Genomic DNA, 13,426 nt, shown 5'->3' on the forward strand with positions numbered 1-13,426 from the left:
TAAAATAATTATTCAAAAAGATGCGAAGTTATGCCGTTTAACCAGCTAATAGCTCGTCAAGCTTGCCTTGCTGGTTGAATCGATTGAGCTCATCAAAGCCGCCAATAAAAGTATCACCCACAAAAATCTGTGGCACCGTGCGGTAATTATTGGTTTTTTGCATCAAAGCGCGGCGCTCATCGCTGCTAATATCGTGCATGCCAATCTCTTCATAATCAACGCCTTTAGATTGTAATAGTTGTTTGGCGTTTGAGCAATAGGGACAGATTGGAGTGGTATATACTTTAACAGGAACGGTCATAATAAATCCTTAATTATAATAAATGAGTAGTCATAACGCATACTAGCCGCCATTACTGAACAGTCTAGTTTTTATTATCTTCATTTATGAAGTGGGGCTCAAGGTGATAAATTCAAGCGGATACCGATAAATGTAATAAAAGTTCACAAGAATCGCAATTGTTATTGTCATAAAAAATTATCGCCATAAAAAAAGACATCATAGCTTTGGATAACAGCTCTGATGTCTTTATATCTAACAAATATAGGACTGTCTAAGTTAAAAAATTGTCAGACCCGATGTCCGCTACTTACTGAGCTTCGGCTTAGATTTACCTTTTTTAGCTTGCACATCCTTTGGACTCACTAGCGGCATACCAGCGCCTTGCCAACCGCCTACGCCGCCTTCTAAGCGATAGACGTTGTCTTTGCCGATCATCTGTATCGCCGCACCCGCTTGCACGCCCATATCACAAATAATAATCACAGGCTGCTCGATCGCGCGTATTTCCTCTAAGCGATCTTTTATTTCGGTGAAAGGAATGTTACGACTGCCTTGAATATAGCCAGTCTCAAATTTCTTTTTGGCACGAATATCGATCAATTGCGCATTTTGCGAGTTGACCATCATCCCAAGTGTATTAGGGGATATTTTTTTGCCACTACGTTTATTTTCAATGGTAAAAAATAATATGGCTAATACCGCCAAAATACCAAATAAAAAGGGGTGATTGCCTACAAATTCAAGCGCACGATCCACAACAGACCTCCAAAAAATTAGGGCTCTAGCAGACTGCTAATACAGTCTAACCATATTGAACCAGGCGCTATTATACCGATAAGACTCGTTATAGTAAACGGTCGATCAAAGCAAACCCGCCCTGGTGTGGCTTAGTATGGCTTAGTATCTGCCTCTTGCCTTAAGGTGACTAAGTTCTCAACGCGGCGCTGCAATACTTCACCATCCGCTACCGCTTGCCATAGCGCGCAGCCTTTAGAGTTATGAGTGTGGCGACAGTCGCGAAATTGGCAATAACCTGCTAGAGGTGCCAACTCTATAAAGCCTGAAATAATATCTTCAGGAGTTAGATGCCAGATACCGTATTCTCGAATACCGGGCGTATCGACGATACCGCCAGCCGTTAAGTTATCCGGATTAAAAGGCAATAGCCGACTGGTAGTCGTGGTGTGCTGACCCAATTGGGAGTTCTCAGAGATGATATTGACGCTTTGAGCAGACTCTGGCAGCAGCGCGTTGATAAGGCTGCTTTTACCAACACCAGACTGACCGGCGAAAATGACTAGCTTATGATCGATATAGCTCTTTAGCTCGCCTAAGCCTATTTGCTCGTCATTCTCCGCGATATTTTCGGGACAATCAACAGAGGTCAAGACACTCTCGTAGCCTAAAGCGGCATATTGAGTAAGGAGCTCATGGGTATCAGCATAGTCATCTTGAGCCAATAAGTCTGCTTTATTTAGTACCAGTAGTGGCTTAACACCAGCGTGATGACAAACGACTAAATAGCGATCGATCAAAGAAGGGGCGGCGGCTGGCAGGGGCGCAAAAACAATAGCCAAAATATCGACGTTAGCGGCGACAGGTTTGAGCTTGTGATAACGATCCGGACGCGAGACCAACGAGGTGCGCGGCTTGACGGACTCAATACGTCCAAAGCCAGTATTAGAATCGGCAGTCCAGCGCACTTGATCACCAGCGGCTAGCATCGGCAGATTCGTACGCACATGACAGCGCCAAATATCACCAACTACAAGCTCTTGCCAAAAAGGCTCAGGGTCATCGGGACCAATCTCTGGCTGCTCAGCGATAACGGCGGGCAAGCTGGTGACTTGCACTTCTAGCTGCTTACCATAGTGCGCCATGACTACACCATCCATCAAACTATCATCAATACTATCTTGACTCTCTAGTTGTTGCTTGTCTATACGGCGAATCTGCTGTTTGGTGAGTTTGCGTTGCCGAATCAATGCCATGAGTGCTGCCTATATCGAAAATATTGCTCAGTGTAGCGCGAAAATTTGCTAACATACAGCTTAAGCTTAACAGTGGTTTTGTAAAGTTGTAAACACCATTATAGCTAAAGAAATCATGAGATATTTTAAACCTTAATAATAGGACGCCTTATGAGTAGCGATGACCATCCCAACAAGATAAAAATTAAGAATCAAGGCAAAAAAGGGCTGGTTTGGATAGACCTTGAGATGACTGGACTAGATACGCTCAATGACGAGATTATCGAGATTGCTACCGTGGTCACTGATGAGGATCTGAATGTGTTGGCTGAGGGGCCGGTATTTGCGATCAAAATATCTGATCAAAGACTCAATCAAATGGATGAGTGGAATACCAAGCAGCATGGCCAATCAGGCCTAGTGGATCGAGTACGCCGTAGTAAAGTGACTTTAGCAGAAGCCGAAGCGGAAACTATCAAGTTTCTTAATAAGTGGGTCGATAGTGGTAAGTCGCCGATGTGTGGTAATTCTATCTGCCAAGATAGACGTTTTTTGGCCAGACAGATGCCGGAGCTTGAGCGATTTTTTCATTATCGCAACTTAGATGTGTCGTCGGTCAAAGAGCTGTGCTTTCGCTGGCGTCCTGACATTCTAAAGAATTTTGAAAAGGGCGGTAGTCATTTAGCGCTAGATGATATTCGCGACTCTATCCGTGAGCTGAAGCACTATCGTCAGCACTTTTTTAAGTTGATGGAGTAGCTCAGGCTGCACATAAAGAATTTATTTTTATTTTATAGTAACGCTAGCAAAAATAACGATAACAAGAAAAACCTCCAAGTCAGTAGCTGACTTGGAGGTTTATTTTATTCTAAGTATTAAGAACTACATATAGTTTTCGATGCCGTCTATCATATCAAAAATTACATATAGTTTTCGATACTAGGGCATGAGCACATGAGATTCTTATCGCCATAAACATCATCGATACGGCCGACGCTTGGCCAGAATTTGTGCGCGCGCACGTAAGGTAGCGGGAAAGCAGCAGTATCACGGCTATACGGATATGACCACTCTTCATTAGTGATGACAGAAGCGGTATGCGGAGCGTTAACCACTGGGTTGTTCTCTAATGTCCAGCTATCCTCACCTGCTTTGGCTTTCATAATCTCCGCTTTGATAGATTTGAGCGCACTGATAAAGCGATCTAGCTCCTCTTTGGACTCAGATTCAGTCGGCTCAATCATCAAGGTTCCGGCGACAGGGAAGCTCATCGTTGGCGCGTGGAAACCATAATCCATCAAGCGCTTAGCGATATCGCTTTCAGTGATGCCCGTGTCTTCTTTTAGCGGACGGATATCAATGATACATTCATGCGCCACTCGGCCGTTTTTACCCGCATATAAAACGGGATAGTCGGACTTGAGCTGGTCAGCGACATAGTTGGCATTGAGCAGAGCAAGATTGGTCGCCTCAAGCAAGCCATCGCGGCCCATCATCGTAATATACATCCATGAAATCGGTAGGATGCTAGCTGAACCATAAGGCGCTGCGGATACCGCAGAACATTCGTTTGGCGCGTTATGTACTGGGACAACGGCATGGTTGGCTTTAAACGGAGCCAAATGCGCCTGCATACCGATAGGGCCCATACCAGGGCCACCGCCGCCATGCGGAATACAAAAAGTCTTATGCAGATTCATGTGTAGCACATCTGCGCCGACATCAGCAGGCTGCATGATAGCGACCTGAGCGTTCATGTTGGCGCCATCCATATAGACTTGACCACCATGGTTATGAATGAGGTCGCAGATGTCACGGATACCTTCTTCAAAGACGCCATGGGTCGATGGGTAGGTAATCATTAACGCGCCTAGATTGGCGCTGTGCTCTTCACATTTCGCCGTTAAGTCATCGATATCGACGTTGCCATTGTCATCGGTTTTGATCACGACGACTTGCATACCCATCATGATAGCGGTCGCTGGGTTGGTCCCATGCGCTGACATAGGAATGAGGCAGATATCACGATTGGTCTCGCCTAAAGACTCATGGTAGCGGCGAATGGCTAACAGACCAGCATATTCACCAGAGGCACCAGAATTGGGCTGCATAGAGATATCATCGAAGCCGGTGATGGCTTTGAGCTGCTCTTGCAAACTATCGATCATCTCGATATAGCCTGAGACTTGATCTAGGGGTGCAAAAGGATGCACATTGGCAAATTCAGGCCAAGTAATCGGTAGCATCTCACTTGTGGCGTTTAGCTTCATCGTACAGCTACCCAGCGCAATCATACTACGGTTCATCGCCAAATCTCTATCTTCTAAAGATTTTAGATAGCGTAGCATTTCATGCTCAGTGTGATGCGAATTAAAGACCGGATGACTCAAAATATCATCGTTACGTAGATGCGTCTTGTCTAATGATACGCTAGCGGCTTCTGGTAGCTCATGAGAGGTACTGACAAATAATTGAGTCAATACTTTAAAATCTTCTTCGTCACTGGTTTCACTGAATGCAACGCCGATCTTAGTATCATCAAAACGCCATAAGTTATAACCGACATTATCGGCGTTCTCAAAAATTTGGGTCGCTAGCTTTTCCGAGCCACAATCGACGACCACGGTATCAAAGAACTGATCGTGTACGACGCTAAGCTTATTTTCGCCCTTAGCTTGATTGATAACCTGCGCGAATGCCGTAGCAAAAGCATGAATACGCGTTGCAATACGTTTGACACCGCTTGGGCCATGATAAACAGCGTACATGCCAGCGAGGTTGGCGAGTAGAACTTGTGAGGTACAGATGTTGGAGTTGGCTTTTTCGCGGCGGATATGCTGCTCACGAGTCTGTAGTGCCATACGTAGCGCGGTATTGCCTTGCGCATCTTTTGAGACACCAATGATACGGCCAGGCGCTGAGCGTTTGGCTTTGTCAGAAAAAGCAAAGTAAGCGGCGTGTGGGCCACCATAGCCCATCGGAATACCGAAACGCTGCGTGCTACCTAAAGCGACATCTGCGCCCATATCGGCAGGCGACTTTAGCAGCACGAGGCTCATGATATCGCTGACGACACTGGCATAAGTCTTTTTTTCTTTAACCGTGCTGATGACGTCGGTTAGGTCCTGAACATCACCTTCTTTACCGACATACTGAAAGATCGCACCGAAATAATCGCCTGATTTGGCTAGCTCAAAGTCACCAACGACCACTTCCCAACCAAAGTACTTGGCGCGAGTTTGGATAACGTCCAGCGTTTGCGGATAGATACGCTCGTCAACGAAGAACTGCGTTGACTTGCTTTTACTCATACGCTTAGACATCGCCATCGCTTCAGCCGCCGCCGTCGCTTCATCAAGCAGTGAAGCTCCTGCCATCTCAAGACCGGTCAGGTCAATACAGACTTGCTGGAAGTTTAGTAAAGCTTCTAGACGGCCTTGGGCGATTTCGGCTTGATACGGAGTGTAAGCAGTGTACCAACCTGGGTTTTCGAGCACGTTACGCTGAATGACTGCTGGCATACGTACAGGCGAGTAGCCCTGCCCAATATAGCTTTTATTTACAGTAACGTTATCTGCCATTTTGCGCAGTTTGGCTAAAGCGGCATGCTCGCTCATTGCTAGAGGCAGATTAAGATCTTTATGCAAACGTACTGGCTCTGGCACCGTATCATCGATAAAGCTTGCCATGTCTTGATAGCCAATGGCGCTTAAGAGATCAGCTTGCTTGATTTCATTAGAGCCTAAGTGGCGATAGACGAATTCAGACTCATTAAATAGACCTTTAAAGGTATCGAACGTTGGTTTTTGAGAAGTAGTCATGACAGTCCTTATTAGTGTTTAGAGTAAGGGGTAGAGAGATAAAGTCATTTATTAAGTGACTTATGATTAGTAGTTTGGTGGCAAATATGAGTTGAGAAGAGCAATACCGCTATGGTTCATAAGGCGATTTCGCTCTTATATTAGACGTAATGCACGAATTGCTCTTGCTCAAAGCGAAATTGTGAGCTGTAGATGCCGTTGTCAGCGCGCTCACCCGCTCCAATCATCATGACGATATGATGATCATCGGTCAGCTTAAGTAGTCGCTTCATCGCCGGTTCATCGAAACCGCCCATCGGACAGCTATCAAACCCGTGTGCTCTGAGAGCTAGCATGAGATTTTCAGCGGCGAGGGCGGTGTTGTTGGTCGCCCAGTTTTTAACATCGTCAAACGTATAATAAGGCGTCTTGATAGGGCCTTTGACTTGTCTAAAGACTTTGGTCGCGCTCCATTTGGCAGCAGAGATGACATTGACAGGGCCGCGCAAGAAGTCTAAAGCGACCACTTTGGTATAGTAGTCTCTAACCTTTTTCGGTACCGGCTTATCTGGATATTCATCGAGGATTTGCTGAGCATGATCGTGCCAAATATCGGTACGTGCCACGACGGCGATCAAGCGCGCGGAAGTTTTAGCCGCGTTTTGATTCATGCAATTCTTAACGGCGCGTTTGCGCTTGTCTGGGCTGTCAATGACATAAAACTCCCACGGCTGCAAGTTACTCGAGTTCGGCGCTAGCATCGCCAAACGCAAGCAGTCGGCCATAACCTCATCAGTAATTGGCGTATCGGTAAAGCGGCGTACTGAGCGACGCGACTCTACTACTTGGGTAAAAGCTTGGAGTTGAGGGGTGTGATCCGGCATGGCTAAGGTGTCTTTATTGTTGGCGCTTGTATTATCAGTGCTCATGTCAAAGTCCGTGCTAGTGTCGTTAGAGTGGGCAAAATGCATAAGTCGGCATGCATAGATAAGATAGGAAATAGGCAAAATCGCTAAGCTGCACTTATAATAAAACTTGATAAAGCATAATTTTTAGATAATGCTGCTATAGCCTAATTTTCTAATAGTAAGGTATTTAGCAGCTCACGCTTAAACGTTTTAAAAAGGTTTAAAAATAAGGGCAAATATTGATACCAGTAGCTACTGATATCAATATCTGTAAAACCTTCTAGCATCAGTAATTAGAGCTTAAAACTTACAGCTCGTTCTCATACTCTTCAGCACTCAATAGGGCTTCATAATCGTCCATATTATCAGGCTTCATTCTAAAGAACCAACCTTCGCCATACGGGTCTGAGTTAATGATTTCAGGATCATCTTCTAACGCTTCATTGATAGCAACGACTTCGCCTGAGATAGGGGCATAAACATCAGAGGCGGCTTTGACAGACTCAACAACTGAGATTTCATCATCAACGGCGATGGTATCGCCAACGTCAGGTAGCTCAACGAATACCACATCGCCTAGCAAGTCTTGCGCATGGTCAGTGATACCGACAGTGATAGTGCCGTCATCTTCTAAACGAAGCCACTCATGGCTTGCGATATACTTCAGTTCTGCTGGGACATTACTCATAGTTCTCTCCTAAGGGGTAGAGGGTGGTTTATAATCAATTCAAACTTTATAATCAGTTAAAGCTGATAGCCAAAGCTGACTGTAATATTATCAGTGATAGGACTAGCAAAACAAACAGTATTAGTCGAATTGCTGCTGACCGTTACGCACAAAAGGTAGCTTTAGCACGCGTACATCGACGAATTTACCTTTACCGCGCAAGTCGATCTGTACCGTATCTTCCTCTGAGAGGCTTGCAGGTACGCGGGCGATGGCGATAGAGTTTTTGAGGCTAGGGGAGAATGTACCACTAGTGATTACGCCAGTTTGCTCATTGTCAGTGCCTTGATTGATAGTCACTTCCATACCTTCACGGAGCACACCGCGGCTGGTCATGAGAAGGCCGACTTGCTTCATCGCTGTATGGTTGTCTTTTGCCTGCTTACGCTTACTGACTAAAGCTTCGCGGCCGACAAACTCACGCTCATCTTTTAGCGCCAGCGTCCAGCCCATGTTGCACTCGTAAGGGCTAACCTCGTCGTTCATATCATGACCATAAAGGTTCATACCCGCTTCCATACGCAGCGTATCGCGAGCGCCAAGGCCAGCAGGCTTGATGCCATTATCTTTTAATAATTCAAAAAAGGCCGGCGCGTCATCACCGTGCATGATGACTTCAACGCCATCTTCACCGGTGTAGCCTGTGCGCGCAACGAACCAATCTTGGCCTTCGATATCAGTCAAATCCGCACCAACGAAAGGCTTCAGACCTGACAATGTCTCTGACCAACTTGGCTTGGCTTGTGCTAATTTCTCAACCGCTTTAGGACCTTGCACCGCGATCATGGCAAGCTCTGGGCGCTCAGTTAAAGTAACGTCAAAACCTTCTGCAACTGTATGGAACTGTACCATATCTTTGTCACGAGTAGCGGCGTTGGAGACGATACGATACTCAGTTTCGTCTGCATTTATTAGATAGACGATTAAATCATCAATAATACCGCCTTGCTCATTTAGCATCGGCGAGTACAGGGCTTTGCCAACGGTTTTTAACTTATCGACATCGTTGGCTAGTAGCTTTTGCAGCCAAGCTTTGCTGTCTGGGCCGGTGATATCAACTACCACCATATGCGAGACGTCAAACATCCCGGCATCGGTACGCACCGCTTCGTGCTCCTCGATTTGTGAGCCATAATGAATAGGTAATTCCCAACCCGAAAAATCGACTATTTTTCCGTCGCTATTAACGTGTGATTGATAAAGAGGGGTGCGCTGAGGGGCTTGAGTAGTAGTGTCGGTCATAACAAATCCTTGTGTTTAGGCCATCTATACTGTAAATAAATAATTAAATAACGAGCTAATTATCTACAGTATAGAATAAGCATTTAAACAATAGTGGGAAGCAAGAGTGTAAGGTGCAAACATTACAATAAAGGGTGGCACAAAATAAAGCTACGCAAAAACACTGGTAGTGTCAATTGCATATAAGCCCTATCTGTCCTGTGACCTGAGATTTTCAATACGCTATTGCGGCATCACCTATTGTAGTGATAGGGCCGTAATAGCGTATTTTCTCCCCTTCGGTGGGTGAAGCTTTATAGGTCTTCACCGCTCTCCAGATTTGTTATGCCCGGTTGTGAGTCATGATAATAGATTAGCGGTTCGAGCTATTATCAAGCTACGATATTAGGCATGAGTTTTTCAGTCCTTTTACCTGAGCGATTGGCAGGGTGGATGCGCCTTCGGTGGTCTTGTCGTTGGCCATAGCTACAAGCTATTGTCTCAATGACAAAACTCTCTCCTGAAAAACCCTTTTATTATGAAAGGTTCCCCGCTGTTTTACAAGGCATCTAACCGTTCAATTAAGCGTTTAAACAAAATTAATTTTTATAACCGTCTTTTTTCCTGTGAGTTAAGAGGTTATTCGGACTTTTACAGCTGTTGTTTTAGGTTTAGCGGTACTTTAAATAGCTGATCAACTGTTACCTCTACCGCAATAAAACGTAAAGCCACTACTGATAATTAGTCAAATTATGCTAGGCTACTGCCATAACTTTGATAAATATTTTAGATAGGTAGTCGTTATGCATTGTGACATTTATAAATTTCCCAAACATCCAGATATGTACGTTTATATAGCACGCCCTGATTACCCTGATGATACCGATGAGATTAAGGACTGGCTCAGTGTGTTACCCAAAGACTTCCGATCAGGGCTAGGTACGAGCAAGTTTGTGATGCATTTAGACATTAGTACTACTCAGAAGTTGGCGAGAGTCGATAAAGAGGAAGTATTGGCTAAGCTGCAATCACAAGGTTATTTTGTACAAATGCCGCCACAAGATGTGATGCGCAGGCAAGCTGAGATGCGAGCAAGAGAAGCTCAAGATAAGAAGTATGATTAGAACGTGTTGTACATTCACAAGTCGTGATAAAATAGTTTTTTAACATAGTTTTAACTTAGACGTCGTTTGACACCGACATCACTAAACGCAGGTGATTGAATAAGCATGGATTGGTTGAAAGGTATTTTAAATTTCTTGCCACTAGAGCAGCTCAGCGAGATTCTCGGTGAGATTGTGATTTGGTGGAGCCAGATGGTCAAAAACGTACCACCTGCCGACTTACCTATGTACGCTTATCTAGGCGGTACGGTCATCGTTTTGCTGTTATGGATTTTGGTCGCGCGCATTATGCCAAAACCGCTCGGCGGTATGAGTTGGATGGTTATCTTTGCAGTGTTGTTAGCGCCAGGCACCGCGCTTGGCGAACAAGGCGAGATCGCGCCTGCTAGCATCGGTGTGGTTTACGCGCTGATGATGAAAGATACCACGTCAGCCGTTAGCAGTGCGCTGCCTATTTTGGTGGTTTTAGTGGTCGGTTTGTTTATCGGTTTTGTCTGGCAGTTGATTCGCGGCGCTTTTGAGTCGAGTCTCGATAAGGCGCGCCGTAACAGTGCTGAAGATACTGAAGCCAATATGCAATTGGCATCAGGCAACTATTTAGAAAAAACGCCTAGCGAGCCGGTACCAGCAGCACAGACCGCACAGAACGCTCTGTCAGATAGCCTAGCGGCTCAACACGTAAAAGCTGCCGATACGACGACTGATACCCTCACAAAAAAGCCTGTAAAAGGGTTTTACAGCAAAGAACCGAGTGATGAAGCGGCAACGAGAGTAGATAAAAACAATGATGGTGATGGTCAATAGTTTTGTCAGTTGACTTTAGCGGAGCAGTAAAAGACACAAAGCAGTGTCTTTTTTTGGTTTAGCTTAGCGACTGTTTAGCAAGCTCGACTAAGCTTTAGGCATAAATACACCTATCGACTAAAAATGACAAACGCATGAGTATTTTGGCATTAACAGTGGCTGTGCTAATCTTAAGCAATAAATTACATCGCTTGACCTGTTTAATACTTCGAATCAACCCTAGTACTTATCACCATAATTGAGACTATTTTTATGACAAATGATAGTAAAAAAAGCTTTACCGGTACCAATACTTATATCGCCACCGACGATCTACAGCTAGCCGTTAATGCGGCGATGACTCTACAAAAGCCACTGCTTATAAAAGGCGAGCCGGGTACAGGTAAGACTTTACTCGCTGAAGAAGTGGCCGAAAGCTTAGGTATGCCTTTAATTACTTGGCATATCAAGTCGACGACCAAAGCCGAGCAAGGCTTGTATGAGTATGATGCCGTATCGCGTTTGCGCGACTCGCAACTCGGCGATGACAAAGTCTATGATATCGGCAACTACATCAAGCCCGGTAAGCTGTGGGAGGCGTTTACTAGTGAGCAGCGCAGTGTGCTCCTCATTGATGAAGTGGATAAAGCTGACATCGAATTTCCCAATGATTTGCTGCATGAGCTAGATAAGATGTCTTTTTATGTCTATGAGACGGGTGAGACCATCTCAGCTGAGCAGCGTCCGGTGGTCATCATCACTTCGAACAACGAAAAAGAGTTGCCCGATGCCTTTTTGCGTCGCTGCTTCTTTCACTACATCGACTTCCCAGAAGAGCAAACTATGCGCCAAATTATTGAGGTGCATTTCCCTGACATTCAAGAAAAACTGGTCAATGATGCGCTCGACATCTTTTATAAACTGCGCAATCTACAAGGGCTTAAAAAGCCGCCTTCGACTTCAGAGCTGGTCGATTGGCTGACCTTATTACTAGCTGACGACATGGCGCAAGAAGAGCTAGAAGAAAACTTGCGCGGTGAGAAGTCTATTCCGCCATTATATGGGGCGCTATTGAAGAATGAAGCCGATGTTAACTTATTGCAGCGCTTTGCTAATATGATGCGCCGCTAATAACGAGCTTAGTAGTGTGTTTACGATGTACTCGTATGAGCCATTTTGCTAGCTATGCCAGTCAATAAGTGAGAGGTAATCATGTTTATAAAACTCTTCTATACGCTGCGGACTTACGGCGTGCCGGTTACGACCCGTGAGCTGCTCGATCTCAATGCCGCGCTCGATAAAGGGCTGATGATGCAGCCGCATCCTGAGAGTTCAGCAGATTCAGAATATTCTGAGCTGCAGACTTTTGCCAGTCGCGAAGATATGTATCGGCTGATCAGACTGTGCATGGTCAAAGACGAGCGTCACTTCGATAAGTTTGATCGGGCGATGGCGGATTACTTCGAAGGCGTGGATAGCTTGAATATCGACGAGCTGATGAACAAGCTGACCGATATCCCTAAAGAGTGGCTCGATCTAAAACTGGACCCCAAAAACTTAACCGATGAGCAACGCCGTCTACTAAAGAAGTACGGCTCGCTAGAGGAGCTGATGAAAGCGCTTGAAGAGCGCCTTAAAGAGCAAAAAGAGCGCCATCAAGGCGGCAGTAAATGGGTCGGCACTGGTGGTAGCTCACCCTTTGGCGCTTATGGCGACCATCCGGAAGGCGTACGCGTCGGCGGTGAGTCACGTAAGGGCAGCGCGGTCAAAGTCTGGGAGCAGCGCAAATATCGTAATCTCGATGATGATAAGCAGCTAGGCACGCGGCAAATCCAGATGGCTTTGCGTAATCTGCGTCAGTTTGCGCGTACCGGTAGCGAGGATGAGCTCGATATCCATGAGACCATTAAGCGCACCGCTAAGAAGGGCGTGCTCGATATTCACATGCAGCCTGAGCGTCGTAACCGTGTCAAAGTACTGATGCTATTCGATGTCGGTGGCAGTATGGATATCCATGTCGAAGCCTTAGAAAAGCTGTTTTCAGCGGCGAAGAATGAATTTAAAACCTTAGAGTTTTTCTACTTTCATAACTGTCTCTACGACTACGTTTGGGAAGATAATAACCGCCGACATAGTAACCCTATGCCAACTTATGAGCTGCTTAATAAATACGGGCGCGAGTACCGTGTTATTTTCGTTGGTGATGCCTCAATGTCCCCCTATGAGCTGTTTTCAGTCGGCGGTAGCGTTGAGTATATGAATAATGAAGCTGGAGTAGTATGGCTGAAGCGTATGCTCGCGCACTTCGATAAGGTCGCTTGGCTCAATCCTGAAGAGGCGGCGTTTTGGTCCTATACGCAAACCATTACTGAGATTCAAAAGCTGTTTGATAATCATATGTATCCGATGACTTTGCATGGGGTGGAGGATATGACCGCTTATTTGACAAGGTAGCTTCTTATAGCAAAACTCTGTCTATAAACGTAATGATATTAAGGTCGTTATCCAAAGATAGCGACCTTTTTTATAATTTAGAATATTTACTGATATTATCGACTTTATTATTATTTATTGCTAAAGTGATTTTTAGCTGGCAATGGACTGTCCTAC

At 45.3% G+C, this 13,426-nt stretch carries 12 protein-coding genes and 2 riboswitches; of the genes, 5 read left to right on the forward strand and 7 right to left on the reverse strand.

What is annotated here, in order from left to right:
• Nucleotides 1-37: 37 nt before the first annotated feature.
• The 3 genes from grxC to rsgA all read right to left on the reverse strand — a co-directional run bounded on the left by grxC (nt 38) and on the right by rsgA (nt 2,274).
• Nucleotides 38-301 (reverse strand): glutaredoxin 3, encoded by a 264-nt coding sequence (gene grxC, locus ACTXGJ_RS09415; protein WP_443565752.1) that lies wholly within the window; start codon nt 299-301, stop codon nt 38-40.
• A 285-nt stretch (nt 302-586) separates the two neighbouring features.
• A complete protein-coding gene (locus ACTXGJ_RS09420; protein ID WP_439243548.1) occupies nt 587-1,039 on the reverse strand; it encodes a rhodanese-like domain-containing protein in 453 nt (150 codons plus the stop codon).
• Nucleotides 1,040-1,170: 131 nt separating this feature from the next.
• On the reverse strand, nt 1,171-2,274 hold the full coding sequence (rsgA, locus tag ACTXGJ_RS09425) for a ribosome small subunit-dependent GTPase A (protein WP_439243545.1): 1,104 nt from the start codon (nt 2,272-2,274) through the stop codon (nt 1,171-1,173).
• Between the two features lie 150 nt (nt 2,275-2,424).
• On the opposite strand from rsgA, the gene orn reads away from it, so the two are divergent.
• A complete protein-coding gene (gene orn / locus ACTXGJ_RS09430) occupies nt 2,425-3,012 on the forward strand; it encodes an oligoribonuclease (protein WP_025647130.1) in 588 nt (195 codons plus the stop codon).
• A 161-nt stretch (nt 3,013-3,173) separates the two neighbouring features.
• Here the strand turns inward: orn and gcvP are convergent, their stop codons facing one another.
• The 4 genes from gcvP to gcvT form a co-directional block, all read right to left on the reverse strand.
• Nucleotides 3,174-6,074 carry an aminomethyl-transferring glycine dehydrogenase gene (gcvP, locus tag ACTXGJ_RS09435; protein ID WP_443565754.1) on the reverse strand — a complete coding sequence of 967 codons (2,901 nt, stop codon included), beginning with the start codon at nt 6,072-6,074 and terminating at the stop codon, nt 3,174-3,176.
• Between the two features lie 140 nt (nt 6,075-6,214).
• Nucleotides 6,215-6,982 carry a nitroreductase family protein gene (locus tag ACTXGJ_RS09440; protein WP_443565756.1) on the reverse strand — a complete coding sequence of 256 codons (768 nt, stop codon included), beginning with the start codon at nt 6,980-6,982 and terminating at the stop codon, nt 6,215-6,217.
• A gap of 286 nt (nt 6,983-7,268) precedes the next feature.
• Entirely contained in the window at nt 7,269-7,649 is a 381-nt protein-coding gene (gene gcvH / locus ACTXGJ_RS09445; RefSeq protein ID WP_201557195.1) for a glycine cleavage system protein GcvH, read from the reverse strand.
• A 120-nt stretch (nt 7,650-7,769) separates the two neighbouring features.
• Nucleotides 7,770-8,930, reverse strand: coding sequence for a glycine cleavage system aminomethyltransferase GcvT (gcvT, locus tag ACTXGJ_RS09450; RefSeq protein WP_443565757.1), 1,161 nt, complete (start codon nt 8,928-8,930; stop codon nt 7,770-7,772).
• A 183-nt stretch (nt 8,931-9,113) separates the two neighbouring features.
• Nucleotides 9,114-9,257: riboswitch (glycine riboswitch) on the reverse strand.
• Nucleotides 9,258-9,320: 63 nt separating this feature from the next.
• Nucleotides 9,321-9,442, reverse strand: a riboswitch (glycine riboswitch).
• 270 nt (nt 9,443-9,712) lie between these two features.
• Here gcvT and ACTXGJ_RS09455 point away from each other — a divergent pair.
• The 4 genes from ACTXGJ_RS09455 (at nt 9,713) to ACTXGJ_RS09470 (ending at nt 13,270) form a co-directional block, all read left to right on the forward strand.
• Nucleotides 9,713-10,033 carry a YcgL domain-containing protein gene (locus ACTXGJ_RS09455; RefSeq protein WP_443565758.1) on the forward strand — a complete coding sequence of 107 codons (321 nt, stop codon included), beginning with the start codon at nt 9,713-9,715 and terminating at the stop codon, nt 10,031-10,033.
• Between the two features lie 105 nt (nt 10,034-10,138).
• Entirely contained in the window at nt 10,139-10,837 is a 699-nt protein-coding gene (locus ACTXGJ_RS09460; protein WP_443565760.1) for a hypothetical protein, read from the forward strand.
• 252 nt (nt 10,838-11,089) lie between these two features.
• A complete protein-coding gene (locus tag ACTXGJ_RS09465; protein ID WP_439243526.1) occupies nt 11,090-11,947 on the forward strand; it encodes an AAA family ATPase in 858 nt (285 codons plus the stop codon).
• Nucleotides 11,948-12,028: 81 nt separating this feature from the next.
• The gene (locus ACTXGJ_RS09470; protein WP_443565761.1) at nt 12,029-13,270 is read left to right on the forward strand and encodes a vWA domain-containing protein; all 1,242 of its coding nucleotides are present in this window, start codon (nt 12,029-12,031) and stop codon (nt 13,268-13,270) included.
• Nucleotides 13,271-13,426 lie beyond the last annotated feature (156 nt).

Origin of the sequence: Psychrobacter sp. 1Y11 (genome assembly GCF_052259045.1) — a bacterium.
Classification (GTDB): Bacteria; Pseudomonadota; Gammaproteobacteria; order Pseudomonadales; family Moraxellaceae; genus Psychrobacter.